This is a genomic window from Gloeotrichia echinulata CP02 (genome assembly GCA_038087035.1).
GTDB lineage: Bacteria > Cyanobacteriota > Cyanobacteriia > Cyanobacteriales > Nostocaceae > Gloeotrichia > Gloeotrichia echinulata.
This window is the reverse complement of sequence record CP051187.1, coordinates 2,420,783-2,440,652: the sequence shown is the minus strand read 5'-3', so window position 1 is coordinate 2,440,652 and position 19,870 is coordinate 2,420,783. Positions and strand designations below refer to the sequence as shown.

22 protein-coding genes are annotated in these 19,870 nt (G+C 39.0%); 5 read left to right on the top strand and 17 right to left on the bottom strand.

All coding sequences use genetic code 11. The annotated features are described in order from the left end of the window. Positions 1 to 107: 107 nt before the first annotated feature. Both HEQ19_10695 and HEQ19_10690 read right to left on the bottom strand, forming a co-directional pair. Positions 108 to 1,982: an ArsA family ATPase gene (locus tag HEQ19_10695; GenBank protein WYM03346.2), complete on the bottom strand. Its 1,875-nt coding sequence runs from the start codon at positions 1,980 to 1,982 to the stop codon at positions 108 to 110. 112 nt (positions 1,983 to 2,094) lie between these two features. Beyond that, on the bottom strand, positions 2,095 to 2,778 hold the full coding sequence (locus tag HEQ19_10690; GenBank protein WYL99918.1) for a GvpL/GvpF family gas vesicle protein: 684 nt from the start codon (positions 2,776 to 2,778) through the stop codon (positions 2,095 to 2,097). Between the two features lie 148 nt (positions 2,779 to 2,926). Here HEQ19_10690 and HEQ19_10685 point away from each other — a divergent pair, with 148 nt between their 5' ends. Further along, the gene (locus tag HEQ19_10685) at positions 2,927 to 3,241 is read left to right on the top strand and encodes a gas vesicle protein (protein WYL99917.1); all 315 of its coding nucleotides are present in this window, start codon (positions 2,927 to 2,929) and stop codon (positions 3,239 to 3,241) included. 204 nt (positions 3,242 to 3,445) lie between these two features. Here HEQ19_10685 and HEQ19_10680 read toward each other — a convergent pair whose 3' ends face one another. From HEQ19_10680 to gvpA (HEQ19_10630), 11 genes are all read right to left on the bottom strand, one after another. After that, complete coding sequence (locus tag HEQ19_10680; protein WYL99916.1) at positions 3,446 to 3,688, bottom strand: gas vesicle protein GvpG; 243 nt, start codon at positions 3,686 to 3,688, stop codon at positions 3,446 to 3,448. A 25-nt stretch (positions 3,689 to 3,713) separates the two neighbouring features. Next, positions 3,714 to 4,445, bottom strand: coding sequence for a GvpL/GvpF family gas vesicle protein (locus HEQ19_10675; protein ID WYL99915.1), 732 nt, complete (start codon positions 4,443 to 4,445; stop codon positions 3,714 to 3,716). Between the two features lie 220 nt (positions 4,446 to 4,665). Beyond that, positions 4,666 to 5,139, bottom strand: coding sequence for a gas vesicle protein K (locus HEQ19_10670; protein ID WYL99914.1), 474 nt, complete (start codon positions 5,137 to 5,139; stop codon positions 4,666 to 4,668). A 171-nt stretch (positions 5,140 to 5,310) separates the two neighbouring features. Then, positions 5,311 to 5,742 carry a gas vesicle protein gene (locus HEQ19_10665; GenBank protein ID WYL99913.1) on the bottom strand — a complete coding sequence of 144 codons (432 nt, stop codon included), beginning with the start codon at positions 5,740 to 5,742 and terminating at the stop codon, positions 5,311 to 5,313. A 194-nt stretch (positions 5,743 to 5,936) separates the two neighbouring features. Next, complete coding sequence (gvpN, locus tag HEQ19_10660; protein WZI67174.1) at positions 5,937 to 6,911, bottom strand: gas vesicle protein GvpN; 975 nt, start codon at positions 6,909 to 6,911, stop codon at positions 5,937 to 5,939. A 363-nt stretch (positions 6,912 to 7,274) separates the two neighbouring features. Beyond that, on the bottom strand, positions 7,275 to 7,766 hold the full coding sequence (gene gvpC, locus HEQ19_10655) for a gas vesicle protein GvpC (GenBank protein ID WYL99912.1): 492 nt from the start codon (positions 7,764 to 7,766) through the stop codon (positions 7,275 to 7,277). Positions 7,767 to 7,979: 213 nt separating this feature from the next. Beyond that, positions 7,980 to 8,195, bottom strand: a complete 216-nt coding sequence (gene gvpA, locus HEQ19_10650; protein ID WYL99911.1) for a gas vesicle structural protein GvpA — start codon at positions 8,193 to 8,195, stop codon at positions 7,980 to 7,982. A 94-nt stretch (positions 8,196 to 8,289) separates the two neighbouring features. After that, complete coding sequence (gene gvpA / locus HEQ19_10645; protein WYL99910.1) at positions 8,290 to 8,517, bottom strand: gas vesicle structural protein GvpA; 228 nt, start codon at positions 8,515 to 8,517, stop codon at positions 8,290 to 8,292. Positions 8,518 to 8,622: 105 nt separating this feature from the next. Then, on the bottom strand, positions 8,623 to 8,838 hold the full coding sequence (gene gvpA / locus HEQ19_10640) for a gas vesicle structural protein GvpA (GenBank protein WYL99909.1): 216 nt from the start codon (positions 8,836 to 8,838) through the stop codon (positions 8,623 to 8,625). 108 nt (positions 8,839 to 8,946) lie between these two features. Next, entirely contained in the window at positions 8,947 to 9,162 is a 216-nt protein-coding gene (gene gvpA / locus HEQ19_10635) for a gas vesicle structural protein GvpA (GenBank protein WYL99908.1), read from the bottom strand. Positions 9,163 to 9,270: 108 nt separating this feature from the next. Beyond that, positions 9,271 to 9,486, bottom strand: coding sequence for a gas vesicle structural protein GvpA (gene gvpA / locus HEQ19_10630; GenBank protein WYL99907.1), 216 nt, complete (start codon positions 9,484 to 9,486; stop codon positions 9,271 to 9,273). A gap of 697 nt (positions 9,487 to 10,183) precedes the next feature. Between gvpA (HEQ19_10630) and HEQ19_10625 the strand changes: the two genes are divergently transcribed. The 3 genes from HEQ19_10625 to HEQ19_10615 all read left to right on the top strand — a co-directional run bounded on the left by HEQ19_10625 (position 10,184) and on the right by HEQ19_10615 (position 12,911). Continuing rightward, a complete protein-coding gene (locus tag HEQ19_10625) occupies positions 10,184 to 10,450 on the top strand; it encodes a hypothetical protein (protein WYL99906.1) in 267 nt (88 codons plus the stop codon). 170 nt (positions 10,451 to 10,620) lie between these two features. Further along, positions 10,621 to 11,928 (top strand): glutamate-5-semialdehyde dehydrogenase, encoded by a 1,308-nt coding sequence (locus tag HEQ19_10620; protein ID WYM03345.1) that lies wholly within the window; start codon positions 10,621 to 10,623, stop codon positions 11,926 to 11,928. Positions 11,929 to 12,014: 86 nt separating this feature from the next. Further along, the gene (locus HEQ19_10615; protein ID WYL99905.1) at positions 12,015 to 12,911 is read left to right on the top strand and encodes a bestrophin family ion channel; all 897 of its coding nucleotides are present in this window, start codon (positions 12,015 to 12,017) and stop codon (positions 12,909 to 12,911) included. Positions 12,912 to 13,294: 383 nt separating this feature from the next. Here HEQ19_10615 and HEQ19_10610 read toward each other — a convergent pair whose 3' ends face one another. Next, positions 13,295 to 14,707 carry an isochorismate synthase gene (locus tag HEQ19_10610; protein ID WYL99904.1) on the bottom strand — a complete coding sequence of 471 codons (1,413 nt, stop codon included), beginning with the start codon at positions 14,705 to 14,707 and terminating at the stop codon, positions 13,295 to 13,297. Between the two features lie 310 nt (positions 14,708 to 15,017). Between HEQ19_10610 and menA the strand changes: the two genes are divergently transcribed. Further along, positions 15,018 to 15,914 carry a 2-carboxy-1,4-naphthoquinone phytyltransferase gene (gene menA / locus HEQ19_10605; protein WYL99903.1) on the top strand — a complete coding sequence of 299 codons (897 nt, stop codon included), beginning with the start codon at positions 15,018 to 15,020 and terminating at the stop codon, positions 15,912 to 15,914. Between the two features lie 191 nt (positions 15,915 to 16,105). Here the strand turns inward: menA and HEQ19_10600 are convergent, their stop codons facing one another. The 3 genes from HEQ19_10600 to HEQ19_10590 form a co-directional block, all read right to left on the bottom strand. Then, a complete protein-coding gene (locus tag HEQ19_10600) occupies positions 16,106 to 16,555 on the bottom strand; it encodes a thioesterase family protein (GenBank protein WYL99902.1) in 450 nt (149 codons plus the stop codon). A 97-nt stretch (positions 16,556 to 16,652) separates the two neighbouring features. Beyond that, a complete protein-coding gene (locus HEQ19_10595; protein WYL99901.1) occupies positions 16,653 to 17,747 on the bottom strand; it encodes a T3SS effector HopA1 family protein in 1,095 nt (364 codons plus the stop codon). A 111-nt stretch (positions 17,748 to 17,858) separates the two neighbouring features. Then, positions 17,859 to 19,094, bottom strand: coding sequence for a phosphotransferase (locus tag HEQ19_10590; GenBank protein ID WYL99900.1), 1,236 nt, complete (start codon positions 19,092 to 19,094; stop codon positions 17,859 to 17,861). Positions 19,095 to 19,870: the final 776 nt, after the last annotated feature.

The following is a 19,870-nucleotide window of genomic DNA, read 5'->3' as shown; positions in this document are numbered from 1 at the left end:
CTTCGCGTCCTTTGCGTCCTTTGCGGTTAAAAAAGTAATTTTCAGCAATCAAATTTATGATTGTTTTATTACTCTATTTATCTCGTATTTGCAGTTAATTCCCCAACTTAAAACAAAAGATTGGCAGCACCTTGAATCCGGGCTAACGGCTCCACAGATCTGGGTAATCGCGGTAAGCGAACAACTGTTTGGTCTGGAAACAAACTGCCATCAATTTCCACCTCTGGACTGTAGCGATTTTGGACGACATAACGCTGATTAACTCCCATATTTTTCAGAGATTCTGTTAAACGTATGTGTTCAGCCACAATAGCAGTTTCCGCCTGAATTACCCCAACAAATTGAGTATGGCGAGGATTTTTTAACTTCTTTTGTGCCAGTACAACTTGTTGGCGTAAATGCCGCAATCGCCCAATGAAATCAACGCGCCCCAAAATATCTTGATATTTCATCCACAGCTTAAATATCCACGATAACCAATCTCCTAAAGCAGCTGGCATTTCTAAAAAGCTCAGGAGATGACCTGTGGGAGCCGTATCTAAAATAATTAAATCTTCCTGATTACTGTCTAATAAATCCATCACAGTAATCAGAGATAACATCTCATCAATTCCAGGTAAAGCCTGAGACATAATCTGTCGCCAAGCCTCTGGAAGATAGGCAACATTCACTGTTGAATCTGTGTTTGAACCTTCACCACTAATCATATCCGCTAATTCCCAAAGATAATCTGAGCGGAATTGTTCTATAACTCTATCTGCATCAATTTCTTGACCGCTTAAATTAGCAGATAACATTACAGGTTCATGACCTAAAGTTCTGCCAAAAGCATCGCCTAAAGAATGAGCCGGATCTATAGAAATTATGCGAATATTTTTATGGGGATAACGCTGAGAACAAGCCCAACCGATAGCGGCTGCTACTGTGGTTTTGCCCACACCTCCTTTACCTCCGACTATAATCAATTGACACCCTTCTGCCAAAAAATCATTGAAACTGGGTAGGACTTTAACAGGCCATTGAATCAGTGGTGGTGGTACCAGTTCCACACTATCAATTTTTTGAATTTGGGAAGCTAGAGAATCTAAAGCTACTCCACCCAATGGTTCTACTCTCTGTTGTGAGACGGTGAAAACAGGTTGGTTAGGTGCTAATGTTAAAAATTTATTGATGAGATTTTGCTGTTCAGCATAACGGTCTAGTTCCATATCTGAATTTATCAACACTCGATTGATGAATAATCCAGCATAGGGAATTTCTAGGGTTTTTAAACTTTGTAGGAATCGTTCAGTTTCTAATAAACACATGGGTTCAGAAACTGCGACAACTACACAACCAGTAAATTCCTCATCTTGCAGTAAGCGTCTACTTTCTGCTAATTGAAATTTCATGTCTACCAAGAATTTATCTACTTCATCAGCCTTATAACTACCTGTAAAACTTTGTGTAATTACTCGATGTTTTTCTTGAAATAGTTCTAAAGATTGGAAAATAACATCCAAAAAATCTTTCAATCCCAACAAGTTTAATGTATGCCCAGAGGGCGCCATATCAACTATTACACGGTCTACCTGTTTTTCAGATAGTAACCGTTGAATTTCTAGCAATCCCATTAATTCATTTAAACCTGGCCAGTTTAAATCCCAAACAGGGGCTAAATCTTCTCCGTCTGCTAAACTACCCCTCTCCACCAGTAATTCTAAAAAGTAACTATATTTGGCTTTAAATTCCAATAACAATTTTTGAGCATCCAAGGCTTGAACGCTCAAATTAGGTAAATCCGCTATTGGTAAGGCATTATCTTTCACATCTACCTGCAATACATCTCCTAAAGAATGTGCCGGATCTGTGGAAATTAACAAGATTTTATCTTCAGGAAACTTTCTCGCCCAATAACGCGCAAAGCTGCAAGAAATGGTAGTTTTACCTACCCCTCCTTTGCCGCTAAACATGATTAGATGTAGTGAGTCGTAGTGGTTCATAATAAAGTTAAAAAACCAGAAATATTTGTAACTAAGAAGGTCGGCGGAAATAAAGCTTACTGGAAATGGTCAGGTTTCGTAATATAATTTTTTATTTCCACCGAGTTTATTGTTAAATAAATTGATAAGGAGGAAGCCCTTCTCCCAAGAATAAATCCCACCGAGGACAAGCTTCTTGCCAAGTTAAAAATTGCTTTGAAAGTAAAGACTTATCTTGGTAACTTACCAAAAGATAAATTCGGACTTCTTCCGCTTGATGTTGCACAATAACGGATGATTTATACAGTTCTGTAATTAAATGAATTAGACTGTATTTTTCGTCAGCTTGTGCGATTTGAAATATTTTTTGATTTTCATAATATTGTTTTTTGGCTAAAAAATAATCTCTTCCTCCTGCTACTGAGGCCTTGACTGGCTCTGGTAAAGTTCGGGGGATTAGTTTTAAAAGATATTCGTTTTTACCGTGAAACTGATTGATTTTTTCTTGGTATTCTTTGGCATTAGTTTCTATATGATCTAGTAAGGCTTCTTGGGAAATAAAATAAGTGCCAAACCGCAAAGGTAAAACTGTGATTTGGTCAAATAGTTCACAAATTACTCGATCATGAGCTAAAACCATTTTGATGACTTCTTCGTCATTTTTTTGGACTGACTCTATAGTTGTCCCAGATTCGACAATAGCCGAAATACCTCCGCCATTAATTAATCGTACTTGACCAGTATTACCATCTGGTAAATCTAAGGGAAAATCAGGAGTCTTTACAAATGCATAGGTGTAGATATTGTGCGTTTTCATGATGAAAAACAGATAAAAAATACTTTTTGCTTGTCTATTGTTGAGATTTCTTGTCTTCTCATTGAAGAGAATTTAATCCGATTTTTGATTAAGCCTTTACAAGATAATTTTCTTGGTTATAATACTAGCAATCGCTCAGGTATTTAAGATGAAAACATTTCGTAATCGGGGTAATATTAGACCTAAAATTACTACAATGCCTCGGAATAAATGTGAGGCTTCTAGTCAATTAGAACTTTACAAGCTAGTAACAGAACAGCAACGAATTAAACAAGAATTACAATTTATTGAGCAGCGTACCGCTATGCTGAAACAACGCTTAAGTAACCTCAAAACCCAGATAGCAGAGACTGAGGCAACTATTAATAACTTACGTAGTCCTGAAGCAAAAATGCCTCAAATTTTAGCCCGTCCACCTATCTGTTTTGAATCTAATTATCAAACTTTTGAGATTGAATATTAACCTCTAAAGGTTTGATAAACAAAAAACTCCGAAAAGAAATTAAACTAATAACCCGCAGTTGCGGGTTTTTATTTGTTAATTTCACATGAAAACCGAGGTGATTGGCTAGTAATATTAAGGTAACAGAACTAGATTTTCCTCCTTTTCATATTCTAGGAAATGCTGGTATTGGTCTTCAAAGATTTCATCTGCTTGAGTTTCTGCTTATTCTAGCCTGGCTTGTTCTTCCAAAGCTTGAATTTTCAGGAGAAGTTCTTCTTCTTGCTCCTCAAAGTCCTCCTCGGAAATTTCGCCTATATCAAAAGAAAGTTGCAGACTTAATAATTGTTTATGCAAATTTTCTTGAGCATCAAATTCAGTATTAGTCCGCTCTTGAATTTGTTCTCCAATCCATACAAGTCCACTGATAGGTCCCATAACTGGAAATAGTAAAATTTTACCTAGCATATATTTATTACTGTGATGTTTGTTACTAAATTTGAGCAAAGGTATAGGGAGCAGTAAAATTGTTGTAGCGAATACGTAAGCGATCGCCAAATGTTTGGTCAATGGCTTCGACACGTTGGCTAAACACAGATTCGGTATCCCAAGGAATTAAAAAAGCAGCGTTGTAAATCATTTCTTCCATCATGGGATCACTTTCAATAATCTCTTCGGCTAAGGGATTTAGCTCATTAAAGAAAACTTGGATTACAGATTCTTTCCGAATTGCCAAATTATTTTCAATTAATTGTCCAATTTCAATTACTTGCTCCATACTCAACGCCTTTCCTTCCATTTGGTCGCGCTTCTGTTTCAAGTCTTGATTAGACTCCATCATTGCTTGTAATTCGGACTTAGAATCCCAAAGAATCTTAACGCTAACCTCTCGCATTCCTGCCAATTTTTGAAATAGTTCTTGCAATTCCTGTTTATGCGGTTTTGTTAGTTGTGTGATCACTGTTTCCCAATCTTTGACAACTAATCCAAAACGCAAGGGTAAAAGAGTCCGAAACCCTTCGTGCATTGCTTGTTCTAAAACCTTTTCATGGCTGATTAAATTACGACGAGATGCCAAATATTTTTCTTGTTTTGCATCTGAATATAAAAAAGTAAATCCGTCAATTACTTGACTAGAAACAGGTTGCGAATCCAATCCTTTCAGAGCAATTTTTTCTGGGATTGGGTCAGCAAAAATACCGTAAAGATAAAGACCAACATCCATAAGCTAAAAAATCTTAAACCTATATTAACGACTGATAACTTTGTAATGACTAAGTTTTTTGGGGTGAGTCAGTAAACGAGTGGACTGACGCAACAAGTAGGGGCGGGTTCATAAAGATTATCAACTATTAATGAGGATATCTCTGAACCAGCCCCTAGGACTTTGGGACAAAGAGAAAGCAACGCGAAGAAAAATCTGGTGAGAAACCTGGGTACTGTAATTAGATCGGTTTTGAGGTCAAAACTAAGCGTAACTTAGCGTGAATAAGATTGATTTGAGCTACACCTAAATCTATTTCGCCGTCTACAACAATTCCCGTGTTTAAAAGACGATCTAGTAGTTCTAGTATCGAAGGTTGACTTCCAGTTTCTCCGGGATAATAAGACCCTGGTGCTGGTAAAAGAGTACCAAACTCTCCTAATTTGACATTCAAATCTGCTGGATCAATTTCAAAAATCCGACACAAATTTAAAACTTGCTCCTCTAATTTTTGCAAGCTTTCGGCTGCTCGCTCTAAGTCGGATTCACTGAGACACTCCTGTTCCATGCGCCGAATTACCTGAGCTTCCATCAGCTGGCGTATTAGTTCTACTACGGTTAACAGTAAAGGAACTAAACCCGCTTGGCTGTTAGCTTTAGAAGTGGTAGGTGGTAAATCGTGGGAATTTTCAACAGAAGTGCAAATAATTTCCATGATTCCATCTACCTTTTCTAAATTTATTCGACAAGATTGAATCTTTCAAAATTTAACAAATTCAGTCTTTATGTTGGTTAGAGAATGAATTAAAATTGAATTCTGCTTACTCATAATATTCCACTATATTGACTATGAATCTAGTGAAAAATTATTGATAAATCCACTATTTTATTCAGCAACATTAGGGGAGTTATCTTCCGAATTTTCTTCGGATTGCTCTGTGTGATTCCCATTTATAGCTGTGAATAAACGTAGCTGTTCTTCCAGGCTATTTAGGCGATGCTGAAATTGTTTATTTTCCTCAATTAATTGTTTATTTTCCTCAATTAACAGTTGAGTTTTACTGCTCAAATAAGGGTCATTTTCCCACCAATTAATACCCATTTCCTTTGCTTTATCAACTGAGGCAATTAACAATCGAATTCGGATATGTATCAGTTCAGTAGAGGCAATAGATACGGAAATATCACCAGCAATTACAATTCCTTTATCGAGAACTCTTTCGAGAATATCCGCTAAAGTTGAACCCTGAGTAGATGTAGTAATTGCTCGACTTGAGTTAGTTGGAGAACGTGTTGGCAGTATAGGGGTAGTAGTCATGGTTGATTACACTCTTCAATGGGTTAAACACGGTCCTTTTGCTCTCAAGCCAAAAGAGCATTTACCGTTAGATTATATCTAGTTTTCAGGCTTTTATTTATGCACTTATTTGGTGCGTGCTGTCGGAAAAATGTTACTCTTACAAGGTAACATAATCATCAAACAATGTGGGTCGCGAAAGCGATGTTTCGCTGCTAATCATAAAAATTATTCACCAATGTATCTTCTGGTATGTCGTCCTGAACTAATTGTTCTGCTGTTTCCCGTTTTAAGTGGTTAAGTAGTTCTAGAAAAATAGTTGTGGATTCGCTAGGAGATAACTTTGTCCGATTGAACAATATATCTGCACAAATTTCCCGAAAATCTGAATCTTCTGGTGCTACTAGAATATCATGTTCCGAACAGACTTTAGCAATCATCAGACAAGACCGTAATCCAGAGGTCTTTTCACCACCTGTAAGTTGGCGAAAGGCTTTCACTAAGCGGACGATTAAATGAGAATATTCTTGATTTATCCCTGTTTTTTGGATTAATATTTCGCTTTGAGTTAGCTCATCTGGTTCTGGCATATTAATAGTTACCAGCCGATCCATTAAAGCATCCTGAGTCGCGTGGACTCCGCAATATTCTTCAGGATTGGAGGTAAAAATTGCCCGGAATTGGGGATTAACATGCAGGTATTCTGGCTGATTGCTGCTGGGAGGAAGCGTCAGAATTTTTTCTTCTAAAGCTGACAGCAAGACATTATTAACTTCAGGCCGTGAACGGTTAAATTCGTCGTAGACCAAGGTGAAGCCTTCCCGACAAGCTAAAGTTAGTCTGGAGTCGACCCAATTTTGTTTGAATTCGTCTTCGATTTTGACGACACTGTGAATGTAATTGTCTAGTAGTTTTTTGTGAGTGTAACCGGATTCACTACCAATTAAATCAGAACTTTTAAATTCGTCATCTCCAAAAATCAACATAATTGGTCTGTCCAAACAGTTGGCCAGATGCATTGCTAAAGTTGTTTTCCCCGTACCAGCAGGACCGCGTAAATGAATAGCGAAGCCTGATGTGAGATAACGCAACGCCCGTAGCGCTACCCGTTCGATAGCAGGTGTTACCACAAACTGTCCAGGACGGACACGAAGAACAGCTCTTTTTTTATTGTTGGTAGTGATAGTCATAAGTTAATGTGATGAGCAACAATTTTTGCACAATTTAAAAAAACAGATGCCATTTGTGCATCGAGGTGTTATGATAGCTAGATAGGCTCTAAGCAACCTCTCATGAATGTCTGACATCCTGAAAGATAGTTGGAGCCATTCATTAGTAGCTGGTAACAAACAAGGTGGAATAAGCAATTAAAATATTTTACTTATGCTTTGTAGTTACAGCGGAAGCTTTTCAAGTCTCACACTAAAACTCATTGTTGAATTTGATTAGCCCCCTGGTCTTACCAGTTTTTTACCTGGAAGATTAGGGGGTTTTACTCTTTAGCCCTGTTCTTCAACAGATACACTCCGTTTCTTGGGAGTGTTGATTAAGGACTAAATGTGGGTGCCAAAAATACTTGCAAACAAATCCTTGCGGAATTGGCGCAGTTCTTGTCCTTGTTGTTTAGCTTGAGCCGTTCTTTCTTTAGCAGTTTCTGTTAAGAATTGGTGGCTGGTTTGCTCAAGTTGCTGACGGAATTCGTGCAGTTGTTGTGCTTGCTGTTTAGCTTGAGCCGTTCTTTCTTTAGCAGTTTCTGTTAAGAATTGGTGGCTGGTTTGCTCAAGTTGCTGACGGAATTCGTGCAGTTGTTGTGCTTGCTGTTTAGCTTGAGCCGTTCTTTCTTTAGCAGTTTCTGTTAAGAATTGGTGGCTGGTTTGCTCAAGTTGCTGACGGAATTCGTGCAGTTGTTGTGCTTGCTGTTTAGCTTGCGCTTGTCTTTGGGCTGTTGTAGCGGACAAGAATTCGTGAGTCTCATTAAATAGTTGAGTTACTTCCTCAGCTATTGACCGATGCTCTTGCCGGATTTTTTCCATTAAAGCCGTCATGAGTTTCTCCGCAATTATACTAAATAATGGTGATTTAAACACATTCACAGGATAATTAATATCCGGTGAATGTAGCTCTAGTAATTTCTGATTTTTTCCTTTTATCCTTGGATATATATTGATTGAAGTATATCGGGATAATCAGATTAAAGCAGAATTAGCATCAGAATTACAAACTAAGTAATTCTGATTTTTCTGAACTCGGCTCAATTATTAAGCAGGGACTGCGGCTGATTGAGTTAGACCAACAGCTTCAGCATATTTCAGGTAGGTTTCCACAGAAGCGATGACAATACGAGCTTCGATAGCTAGTAATTCAATACCTACTAAGGAAACACGTACCCAAGCATCGACTACGATACCTTTGTCGAGGATACGATCTATAACTTCGGCCAAGCTGGAAGAGGAATTAGTTTTTTCTACTGCCATGATTTTACTCCTTCACTTGTTGTTGATTTGAACTTTATCTGGTCAGAAATCACACTCAGAATTGCCGATTGTGCAATTCTGATTTTTAGAAATTCTACCTAATAATTAAGCAGGGACTGCGGCCTGACTGAGTTAAACCAACAGCTTCGGCATATTTCAGGTATGTTTCAACAGAAGCTATAACGATACGAGCTTCGATAGCTAGTAGTTCAATACCTACTAGAGAAACACGAACCCAAGCATCTACCACGATACCTTTGTCGAGGATACGATCTATAACTTCGGCCAAGCTGGAAGAGGAATTAGTTTTTTCTACTGCCATGATTTTACTCCTTCACTTGTTGTTGATTTGAACTTTATCTGGTCAGAAATCACACTCAGAATTGCCGATTGTGCAATTCTGATTTTTAGAAATTCTACCTAATAATTAAGCAGGGACTGCGGCTGACTGAGTTAAACCAACAGCTTCGGCATATTTCAGGTATGTTTCAACAGAAGCTATAACGATACGAGCTTCGATAGCTAGTAGTTCAATACCTACTAGAGAAACACGAACCCAAGCATCTACCACGATACCTTTGTCGAGGATACGATCTATAACTTCGGCCAAGCTGGAAGAGGAATTAGTTTTTTCTACTGCCATGATTTTACTCCTTAACTACTTGTTGTTGATTTGAACTTTATCTGGTCAGAAATCACACTCAGAATTGCCGATTGTGCAATTCTGATTTTTAGAAATTCTACCTAATAATTAAGCAGGGACTGCGGCTGACTGAGTTAAACCAACAGCTTCGGCATATTTCAGGTATGTTTCAACAGAAGCTATAACGATACGAGCTTCGATAGCTAGTAGTTCAATACCTACTAGAGAAACACGAACCCAAGCATCTACCACGATACCTTTGTCGAGGATACGATCTATAACTTCAGCCAAGCTGGAAGAGGAATTAGTTTTTTCTACTGCCATGATTTTACTCCTTAACTACTTGTTGTTGATTTGAACTTTATCTGAATCAGGAATGTCTTCGAGAATTACAAAGTTAGTAATTTCGATTTTTTCAACTCTGCCTAATAATTAAGCAGGGACTGCGGCTGACTGAGTTAAACCAACAGCTTCGGCATATTTCAGGTATGTTTCAACAGAAGCGATAACGATACGAGCTTCGATAGCTAGTATTTCAATACCTACTAGAGAAACACGTACCCAAGCATCGACTACGATACCTTTATCGAGGATACGATCAATAACTTCGGCCAAGCTTGAGGAGGAATTAGTTTTTTCTACTGCCATGATATTATACCTTAACTCATTGTTGTTGTTTAGCGCTGGCTGGGCTTTTGCGTTACCGAAGCGCTTAATCAATTATACTCATAGGTTTTCGTGAATGTAAAGAGGGTAGCAATACGATTTTGTGGGATGAGTCCAAAAATGGGCGATGCCAACGGCTGGCGCAGCCATCGCCACCACCTAGTCCTCAGTACTAAAAATTTTTATTACATACTTTCTAGACATGGATACTTAAAATATTTACGGGGAATTTGTATTGATTTTCGCGCCTAACTTCCTTGTAATAAAAAAGGTAGGATTCCCAAGTAACAATATTTTTGGCGATTGGGAGTTCCAGCCTTTATGAAAAAAAACATACATGCAAATCTAGATTTAACCAAATCATTTTTGGACTCATCCCACAAAATCGCATTGCTCCCTGTAAAGAGATTAACAAACAAAAGCTGTAAACAAATATAAATGAATTCTAAGATAAACAACACAATGTATACGTATTTAGTGTTAATTGTATGTGTTGAAATAGTTTTTAGTTTAAGTTGTATATAAACATTTTTCTTGTGTTTGATTTGTATAACTTTAGGGTTAATTTGAATAAAAAATATTTGTTGGACTACTATCTGCAATTACGTAATGGTACGGATGCAAAAGGCTTGCCAAAATGAAATAGGATAATTTCAACAATTATCAGTGTTCATAAATCATGTCTATAGAAGCGACTTCTGATCCAATCCGCCAGCAAGCCCTAAATGGCCTAACGGCTAGTTTTGTTCAGCAAGGTCATCCGCCTCAATATGCTCAAGTGATTGCAGCTTCGATTATTTTTCAGACTGACCTAGATTTAAGAAATGCCCAGCTTTCTCGCATCTTAACTTGGCTGAAACAGGAACACTATGGGATCTATGAGTCTGCTGTGGATATAGTTGAAACCACCCGTGAGGAATTTGAACGCCGAGTGCGGCACGGTTAATTCGATATAGTATAGTGGTAATTTGGAATTATAGATGCACACAGATAATTCATCTGTGTGCATGTTTTTATGTAGGTCGGCTATTGAACCGTACTGGCTTTGGTCGTCATTTGTCATTGGTCATTGGTCAAAGGTTGATAGGATGGGGGAAAAGTAAATTCTTGTTTGCTATGACAATTGCCCAAACGACTTCTCCCCTAATTGCGATCGCCCAAAAAACCCGCCAAGCGGCCAGTCATCTGGCGGTTCTCTCGACTGAGGCAAAAAACCACGCTATTGAAGCGATCGCTCTAGCTTTAGAATCAGCTAAGGATGAAATTTTGCTAGCAAATATTGCTGATTGTCAAGCTGCTGCGACTGATGGGATTACTAAAGCACTATATAAGCGCTTGCAGTTGGATGAACATAAATTAAGAGATGCGATCGCGGGGATTACAGATGTGGGGAAGTTAGCCGATCCCGTCGGTCAAGTGCAAATTCACCGGGAAATCGATACCAACTTAATCCTCAAACGCATTACTTGTCCTTTAGGCGTTTTGGGGATTATTTTTGAAGCGCGTCCAGAAGCAACGATGCAAATTGTTTCTCTCGCTATCAAGTCTGGTAATGGCGTTATCCTCAAGGGTGGTAAGGAAGCTGTACGTTCTTGCGAAGCCATAGTCAAGGCGATTAAGCAGGGTTTATCTGGGACTGCTGTTAACCCCGACGCGGTACAATTACTCACTACTAGGGAAGAAATTGTAGAACTGTTGCAGTTAGATAAATATGTGGATTTAATTATTCCCAGAGGTTCTAATTCTTTTGTGCGGTTTGTTCAGAATCATACCCGGATTCCAGTATTAGGTCATGCAGATGGAATTTGTCATATATATATAGATATAGCTGCTGATATTGAGAAAGCTGTTACCATTACAGTAGATGCGAAAATTCAATATCCTGCTGCGTGCAATGCGATTGAAACTTTATTGGTTCATCAGTCAATTGCTTGTGAGTTTTTACCTAGAGTTGCTGAAGCGTTGCAAGCTGTTAATGTGGAATTAAGAGGAGATAAACGCACCCTAGAAATTTTACCTAATATCGCCAGTGCCACAGATGCAGACTGGGAAACCGAATACAGTGATTTGATTTTGGCGATTAAAATTGTCGATTCTTTAGAAGAGGCGATCGCCCATATTACAGATTATGGTTCTCGTCATACAGAGGCGATAGTTACTGAGGATTTAGCAGTAGCTGAAACTTTCCTCGGACTGGTGAACGCAGCGGGAGTTTACCACAATTGTTCAACTCGCTTTGCTGACGGTTTCCGCTACGGTTTCGGGGCTGAAGTAGGCATTAGTACTCAACAAATGCCTCCTCGTGGACCGGTTGGTTTAGAAGGATTGGTAACATATAAATATCAAATGATTGGTGATGGTCAAATTGTCGCTACCTACACTGGGGCGAATGCAAAGTCTTTTATTCACCGAGATTTGGTGTAAAACAATCTCACATCATCCGTTCTAAAGACGCTAGAATTGCACCGGATTTGTTGGTGTATTCTTGCAAATAAATGTGGGTAGGTAGCATGACTGTAGACACAGTTAGTTGGTTTCGCATGGCTTTCCAATTAAAAGGTTCGGTAGTCCCTACTATTTTTCCACGAGTTTTGTTATGTAGTGGATTGGGTTTTGTGATTTCCCTAATTCACTACTATGGCTATGCGCTACCAGAGGATATTTTTGGTAGTGTAATTACCAATGTTGCCTACAATCTTGTCTTAGGTTTATTAGTAGTATTTCGGACAAATACTGCTTATGACAGGTATTGGGAAGGGCGGAAAACTTGGGGCGGTATAGTTATCAATAGTCTGAATTTAGGGCGAAAGATTCAGTTAGGAGTTTTGACAGATACAGCTTTAAATAAAGAAAAAAAAGCGGCTATATTCAAGCTATTGGCTGCTTTTGCCATTGCGACTAAATTACAACTTCGTCACTTACCTGTCAACAACGAACTAGAAGTTTTACTTACCCAATCCCAATATTTACAACTCCAAGAGGTGAAAAATCCTTCTTTAAAGATTATTTTATGGATTGGTGATTATCTCAAACAGCAGCAGGTTGAAAATCGCCTGAGTATGGATGAATTTGTGATAATGAATAACTCTCTAGATAATATGGTAGAGGCTTTGATAGGTTGCGAACGTATTTTGAATACACCTATGCCGATAGCTTATGCAATTTATTTGAAGCGATTATTATTAATATATTGCTTTGTTTTGCCTTTGCAACTTGTCCATGATTTGAATTTGTGGACTGCGCCAATTGTCGGTTTAATTAGTTTTATTTTGCTTGGTATTGAAGAAATCGGTAATCAGATAGAAGACCCTTTTGGTAGTGATCCAAATGATTTACCTGTGGATGAAATTTGTCATAATTTAGTTATAAATCTAGAAGATTTGACTATACTCAGTCCTGAGTCGTGAGTAAGTTTAAAAAAATACTCAACACTTATATCCTGAGTTCGACGTAAGCCCCTAACCGGCGCTCTTTACACCCGTTAGAGGCTTAGATCGAACTCAGTTTACATAATACTCACAGGAAATTAAAAATTTAAAATCCCAAGTGGAACATATGCTCTTGTATCTACAAAAGTGTCCTAATTATTGCGGTTGGCGACCAGATTTAAGCTAATACCAATTAATTAATCTTTTCAAAGGGTACTAGCTATTATAAGCTTGCTAAACAGAGGTGATCTGAAAATTTGATTTCTGGGAGTAAAATAATTTTACACCAAAGCCTTGAGAATTTAGAGTTTTTTAACCGCCAATGGACGACATTACCTGTCTATATCGGCGGTTAATTATGATTAAACTAATGCTTTCAACAACGCCTGCAGTTTAAGTTGTACTTCGGCAAATTCTTTTTCAGGATCGGAACCGGCGACGATACCAGCACCAGCATACAATCTGGCGCGATCGCCATTGATCAATGCTGAACGAATTCCCACAATAAATTCACAGTTACCTTCAGAGTCTACCCAACCCAAGGGTGCAGCATATAAACCCCTCTCAAATTTTTCGTAACGCCGAATTTCTCCACAGGCGACATCTCTGGTTGCACCGGCAACAGCTGGTGTAGGATGCAATTGAGCGACAATCTGTAAGGGGTGGACGTTAGCAGGTACTATGGCGTTGATTGGTGTCCATAAATGTTGAATATTAGATAATTGTCGCAGGCGTGGTGGTAGTAACTGGGGTAATAAACCGAGTTGGATGAGGCGTTTAGTAATGAAGTCAATTACTAGTGAATGTTCGTGTCTTTCTTTTTCATTATTTAGTAAGCGATTTGCATTGGCTGCATCTTCAGTAGGTGTTTTACCTCTTGGCGCGGAACCAGCTAAAGCGTCAGTGATTAACTGTTGCTGGTGAATACTAATTAGGCGTTCTGGACTGGCGCCAATAAAGTTCTGCCCTTTGCCATTACTCGTTGAAAAAATATAACAATTAGGATGTATTTGTCGGAGATTATTTAAGGATTTAAATAAGTTAAAATTATTGCTTGAGATAACATCTAATGCATCTGCAAGAACAACTTTACTTAAATGACCAGACTGGATTTTTTCTAAAACTGATAATACTGAATTTTGAAAATGCGTAGCATTTTTTACTGATTTCTTGCGGGCATTTGCCGGAAAAAATTCAAGCTTCCCAGAATAATCGAAGGAATTGATAATTTCGATTTTGCTCCGCAAGGTTTGCAATATTCTGGGAATATTGGCGCTAGCATTGATAATTGTATTTGCGACTAATATACACCGCTTATTTTTCACTGCTATTTGCCAACGTGGTAGAAAAATAGTAGCTGAGGAAAATGGGTAATCTGCTTGGCTATTTTGGTCAAAAAAGCTGAAGTAACAAAAAAAGTGCGCCCCTGAAAAAGGTTGATTGACGTTGCCAAAATTAATGATATTTTTTAGACAATTTTTGATAAAATATTCAGCTTTACTAAAACGCTCTGTGCCATCAATGTGTAATTCGGCTATAGCATCAATGGCTGCGATCGCCTCCCCTTTGCTCTTGTTCTCAAAGTAAAAATTTATTTCATTTGCTTGACCAAGTTTATCTAATACCACTAAGGGGTCTACCAAGTCAATCTCCAGGGAAATACTCACAATTTGCCTGCTATTATTTTGGAGGCAATTTTCCTGAACCGTTGATAAAAATTGGTAGAGGTCTTTGTGTTCTGCAAAGGAGTTAGTCCGACATTGAGAAACTGTCATGGATCTAGTAATAGTAAATTTTTTTTAAGTTATCTTCCTAAAGTGTAATTAAATATGGTCGTATTTCTACAGGTAGCATATTCAGTCGCCATTTCACCAGAGTATGGTTTGTCTTGTTTTTGGTGTTCCAAAATTCTGACAAGCCATGCCCAGTTTTGTCCTGCAATATCAAGATGAATATTACCACGAGCAGATTAAGTAGCCACGGCAAAATCAACAATTTTTTGTCTATCACCTGTATTTGGTGTCTCTGAAAATAATAAAATTTAACTTATAACTAAGATGCCAACAATTTAACCAATCACAACTGATGACTACCAAGCAGATTTTGTATCCCAAACAGAAGTTATGGATGGCAGCGATTAAACCGCCGATGTACAGCGTTGCCATTATGCCCATTTGGATAGGGACAGCAGTAGCATTTGGGGAAACCAAAATCTTTAATGCAGCAGTATTTTATACTTTTTTAGCCTCTGCAATTTTAATTTTGGCGTGGGAAAATATCAGTAATGATGTGTTTGATTCCGAAACAGGCATTGATAAAAATAAACACCATTCTCTGGTGAACTTAACTGGTAAAAAATCATTAATATTTTGGTTAGGAAATTTGTGTTTAGCTTTGGGTTTGCTAGGAATAGTAGCGATCGCAATTTGGCAACAAGACCTAACTGTCATCGGGATAATTATACTTTGCTGTGGTTTGGGCTATACATACCAAGGGCCTCCGTTTCGTTTAGGATACCAGGGATTAGGCGAGATTCTTTGCTTTTTTGCCTTTGGTCCGTTGGCAGTGGGGGCTGCATACTATAGCCAAAGCCAAACTTGGTCAATCACGAGTTTAGCAGCTTCAGTGATCGTCGGCATAGTCACTAGTTTAATTTTGTTTTGCTCACACTTTCACCAAGTTAACGATGACATAGCCGCAGGTAAGCGATCGCCCATTGTCCGACTAGGAACCGAAAAAGCAGCCCAAATCCTGACTTGGTTTACCGCGAGTATTTATCCCCTCACCTTGGTGTTTGTGCTATTAGGCACTTTCCCCCTTTGGACGCTGCTAAGTTGGGTAAGTTTACCCTTTGCCTTCAAATTATGCCGCCATGTGCAAGAAAATCATCACCAGCCCGACAAAGTTAATAATTGTAAATTTATCGCCGTCGCCGTCCATTTTTGGAGTTGCTTACTGTTGGGTGTAGGATTCATGCTGTAGACTACGTTTTTTTAAGTCCCGAATCAAAACCGCAACTAGTAGTCTGTCAATTTTGTTTTGAGGGATTTTTGGTAGTGTGAGCGTCTCGCTCACGCGGGCAAGATGCCCGCACTACAGTCCATCATTTTTATCTTGACAGAGTACTAGTAGGGGCGCAAGGCCTTGCGCCCCTCCCCTACTTGACCCTTGATTCAAATAATTTCCTCTCTGGACTTTCTTCTCTCTGCTTCCTCCGTCTCTCTGCGGTTTGTGTCCAACCAGTGAATAATCTCCTCAGTCAATTCCTGCTTAATTCTACTATTCATATCAATACAAACATGGCGGGTAATTGCCTTAGTAACAACCACCTCAGCTACAGAAATCTCATAAGTAATTTCAAACTTATCAACACCTAGTTTGTGGGGATTCAAGCTAATAAGCAACTTGTCTGCACAAAACATCGGGCGAAAGAAATCTACACTAGCATGAACAATAGGAAAAGCCACAGATTGATTACTAAAAAAAACTTTGAGATTAATACCTGATGCGCCTAGAGATGCTTCATAAGCCTCGTGACAAATACTTAAAATATTAGCAAAATAAACTACGCCAGCAGCATCAGTATCTGGAAAGCGAATGGTACGATTATAAGTAAAAGACATCTTTGATCATTCACAATTTGAAATTCAAAATTCCCAAACAAAAAAGCAGGTTATAAACCTGCCATACCAAATAATATTACCGCACGGGCAAAAATTATTAGTTTAGGGGATAATATATATCCTCAGAGCTAGGATTGAGGTAGGGACGCTGCAAATCAATTAAATGCTGTGTAAAATGTTGGTTGATAGCGTTCATCCGATCATCGAGGGCATTTTTACCTTTTTGCCAAGCTTCTAACATCGCATTAGCGACAATTTGGCAACGGTTCATACCAAAACTTTCCTGTGGAGCAAATTTGCGCGTTGGTTCTTCAGCTAAACCCAACCCTGGCGCCAAAAACTTGGTAAACAAGGGGATTTCGGGATGGAAATGGGATTCATGTTCTGCATACGCAGCCTGAAGAATGTTGCGAATTTCTGGATAGTTGTGACGCTCAAAATAAAGTACCCCTGAGTCGTAACGTCCGTATCCAGAGGGATTGTAGAGAACCTGAAAGCTAAAGGGAATAGCTGCAGCGTTGAGGTCTAGTGTCAGACTATCCATGAGAGCGATCGCACCAAATGGGCTGACATTACAATAGATTCGACCCGTTCCCAAATCAGCATCTGGATTACCTAGTCGTTCCTGTCCAGAGTTGCTAACTGCGACATAACAACCATTTTGCAGTCGATTTTTCGGCATCCAGATAGATACCAACTCGCCAACTGTGGCAAATTTAGAAGTAGGTTTGAGATGGCACTCAGGCTCAATATATAATGTCAAACCGCCTTTGAACACCGCCATACTACCATCAGGTTCGCGCCGCAACACTTCCCAACTAGGGTCATAATAGCCGGTGCCATGATTACAATTGTGCAGTCGTTCGTAAAATTCCCCATCCATCCCCAAGGTGGAATTGTTTTCTAAATTTTGGTGTGGTGAACAATTAGCGGCTTCACCATTGACAGCCAAAATGTTTTGCAGGGAGCCATTGTAATAGATACCGTAGAGGAAATTTCGCAGCAGTAGGGTCAGATATTTGTGTTGTAGATCTGTCGAGTTTTGCTGAAATCTGTCTGCTATTTTTGTCGGCAGGGCAAAGGGTTGATAATTGGGATGGTGAATCCTAAAGTTTGACTCAATCTGGATATTGCTGGCAATGTCAAACAGAGTATTCAGGGGGTGATTCGCATTCGCAGTAGAATTTAGCATTTATTTCTTACAAATAGAATAGATTTGTCATTATTCATTGGTCATTGGTCATCAGTCATTAGTCCTTTATCATTTGACAAAGGACAACTAACAAATGACAAATTTCGGGAATTAACAACCGCGCAGGCGGGTTTTTTCGTAATAAAGCCGGACTAATTGTTTCTCCCTTGCTGGTTGCGGGAGTTGATGAACTTTAGCCACAGGTTTGACAATTTCTGACTCCGAGATGCCGAAAACTGTCAACACAGCTTGCTCTGGCATCGTCAGGAGATTTTTGGCCACTTGTAGCATACAAATGTCGGCATTATCAAAGTATTTGCGGCAGTTTATCGTCTCCTGAATTTGATGAATCAGTGCCAGACCTGCAAACTGAATAACGCGCAAAATAAAATCAGGACGGTACTCCAGAATCATGGGAAAAGCGTTGAGATAAGAGCGAATCAAAGCCAGTATTGAAGGTTGAAGAACCTCTAGCGGTGTTACCGCCAGGCGCAGAGATTCTTCCAACTCAATAGTCGGGTCTACTACCAGGCTCGATAGCCAAATTCCTAAGTAGCTGGCGACTAAAGTACCCAAATCAAAGGCTGGATCTCCCCAAGAACATGCTTCCCAGTCAATCAGTCTTACTAGGCAATTGTCTAGCTGCTCCCACCTGGAATGAACCAAAATGTTGTTCAATTTCAGGTCGTTGTGTGTCAAGCAGCAAGGCTTCCATTCGTATGCCAAATCTGCAATTGCTGATTCTAAACTTTCATAACGCTGATAAAGAACATAGAATTTCAGCGCTTGGGAGGGAACCATAGCAAAAATCTCAGGGCTAATTGTCCCGATCCCTTGGGCTGGATTGTAGAAATTATAGCGAAACTGTCCTTGGGGGGCGGTGGCCATAAAATCACGATATTCCTTACGGTTGAAGGTAGCACGGTGTAGTCCTGCTAAAGTCGTGCCAATAGCGATCGCAATTTCTTCGGGAAAAATATCCTTAGTTTGGTAAAAATTTCCCAGATCCTGATAATCATTTAAGTAGTTCCGGACAAGGATAGAATTTTCCTCGTCAAAATGTAGCACTAATGATGCGATCGCAGAAATATTCCCTATCACCGGAAACTGCTGCAGCAATTGGTGAAATAGCCACTCATTGAAAAATTCATGGGGCGTTCCATCATGATTATTGCTACGTTCTTGTTTAACCAGCAGTTTGCGATTATCTGCCAGATTTACCAGTAAATTCAGATTTTTGCTACTGTCTGGCAACTCAGAGTCGTCTGATGCTCCATCTTCTGAGCTACACAGACCTGCTTCCTGCAGATACTGGATAACGTTGTGAGAAGACAGTGATAATACCATGTATTATAATTTCCTAGTACGTGAAATTGCGGACAGAATCACCTATGTCAGGACTAGCCTAGCTCTAGCACTTTTCGGTAGATAGCAACTAGATGTGCGAATATCAATAACTATCGGTACAATCTACTAATACCTCATCTATCAGAGAAAAACCTGCCAAAATGGCAATCTGCACTTTACTATTTTTTTAAAATCTGCTTGATTACACCGACAAATGTTTACACTCCTCAGCAGAGTTACGTAGATATATTTAGATGCCAGGGTTTGTGTCTTTTGCTCTAACGATTTTTCCAGGGTTGGGGGTAATAAAAAAAAATCATAATTTTCATGATGCTACAACCTGACTGTGACAAAGTACTTAGGGACTATGAAATAAAAATCTAACAATCATCAGTTAACAGTCAACTATCAACAAATTCAATGAAAATAAATTTTTGTAGTTGATGCAACATTTTGAGTCCCATCGCAGCACAACAATTGAGTTAAAATTTTTTACTGCTTTTGAGACTTAGAACACATTTTTGATGCAATCAATAACAAGCAACAACACTTCGGTGGTGGTGGTTGTTTGATACTAAGCATTGATTGCTCGATTAAGGTTGTTTGCCTCTGTGGTGATGAGTCGGAAAATGTATGATTCATCACTTTACTTTCATCATCTACACAGCGCCGACGCCCTTTGCTCTGCTTGCCGTATCCTTTAGGGTAGAGTAGAATCTCGGAGAATTATCGATAGGCGAAAAATGACATTCAAGCAGTATTATTTTTATTTATCA

Coding starts and splice junctions, on each gene's coding strand:
- gvpA (WYL99910.1), bottom strand. CDS start 8,517: ATGGCAGTAGAAAAAACTAATTCCTCTTCCAGCTTGGCCGAAGTTATA.
- HEQ19_10670 (WYL99914.1), bottom strand. CDS start 5,139: ATGGAAATTATTTGCACTTCTGTTGAAAATTCCCACGATTTACCACCT.
- gvpA (WYL99908.1), bottom strand. CDS start 9,162: ATGGCAGTAGAAAAAACTAATTCCTCTTCCAGCTTGGCTGAAGTTATA.
- gvpA (WYL99911.1), bottom strand. CDS start 8,195: ATGGCAGTAGAAAAAACTAATTCCTCTTCCAGCTTGGCCGAAGTTATA.
- HEQ19_10625 (WYL99906.1), top strand. CDS start 10,184: ATGTCTATAGAAGCGACTTCTGATCCAATCCGCCAGCAAGCCCTAAAT.
- HEQ19_10590 (WYL99900.1), bottom strand. CDS start 19,094: ATGGTATTATCACTGTCTTCTCACAACGTTATCCAGTATCTGCAGGAA.
- HEQ19_10620 (WYM03345.1), top strand. CDS start 10,621: ATGACAATTGCCCAAACGACTTCTCCCCTAATTGCGATCGCCCAAAAA.
- gvpC (WYL99912.1), bottom strand. CDS start 7,766: ATGACGGCTTTAATGGAAAAAATCCGGCAAGAGCATCGGTCAATAGCT.
- HEQ19_10675 (WYL99915.1), bottom strand. CDS start 4,445: ATGGATGTTGGTCTTTATCTTTACGGTATTTTTGCTGACCCAATCCCA.
- HEQ19_10695 (WYM03346.2), bottom strand. CDS start 1,982: ATGAACCACTACGACTCACTACATCTAATCATGTTTAGCGGCAAAGGA.
- HEQ19_10680 (WYL99916.1), bottom strand. CDS start 3,688: ATGCTAGGTAAAATTTTACTATTTCCAGTTATGGGACCTATCAGTGGA.
- menA (WYL99903.1), top strand. CDS start 15,018: ATGACTACCAAGCAGATTTTGTATCCCAAACAGAAGTTATGGATGGCA.
- HEQ19_10600 (WYL99902.1), bottom strand. CDS start 16,555: ATGTCTTTTACTTATAATCGTACCATTCGCTTTCCAGATACTGATGCT.
- gvpA (WYL99907.1), bottom strand. CDS start 9,486: ATGGCAGTAGAAAAAACTAATTCCTCCTCAAGCTTGGCCGAAGTTATT.
- HEQ19_10615 (WYL99905.1), top strand. CDS start 12,015: ATGACTGTAGACACAGTTAGTTGGTTTCGCATGGCTTTCCAATTAAAA.
- HEQ19_10595 (WYL99901.1), bottom strand. CDS start 17,747: ATGCTAAATTCTACTGCGAATGCGAATCACCCCCTGAATACTCTGTTT.
- HEQ19_10685 (WYL99917.1), top strand. CDS start 2,927: ATGAAAACATTTCGTAATCGGGGTAATATTAGACCTAAAATTACTACA.
- HEQ19_10690 (WYL99918.1), bottom strand. CDS start 2,778: ATGAAAACGCACAATATCTACACCTATGCATTTGTAAAGACTCCTGAT.
- HEQ19_10665 (WYL99913.1), bottom strand. CDS start 5,742: ATGACTACTACCCCTATACTGCCAACACGTTCTCCAACTAACTCAAGT.
- gvpA (WYL99909.1), bottom strand. CDS start 8,838: ATGGCAGTAGAAAAAACTAATTCCTCTTCCAGCTTGGCCGAAGTTATA.
- gvpN (WZI67174.1), bottom strand. CDS start 6,911: ATGACTATCACTACCAACAATAAAAAAAGAGCTGTTCTTCGTGTCCGT.
- HEQ19_10610 (WYL99904.1), bottom strand. CDS start 14,707: ATGACAGTTTCTCAATGTCGGACTAACTCCTTTGCAGAACACAAAGAC.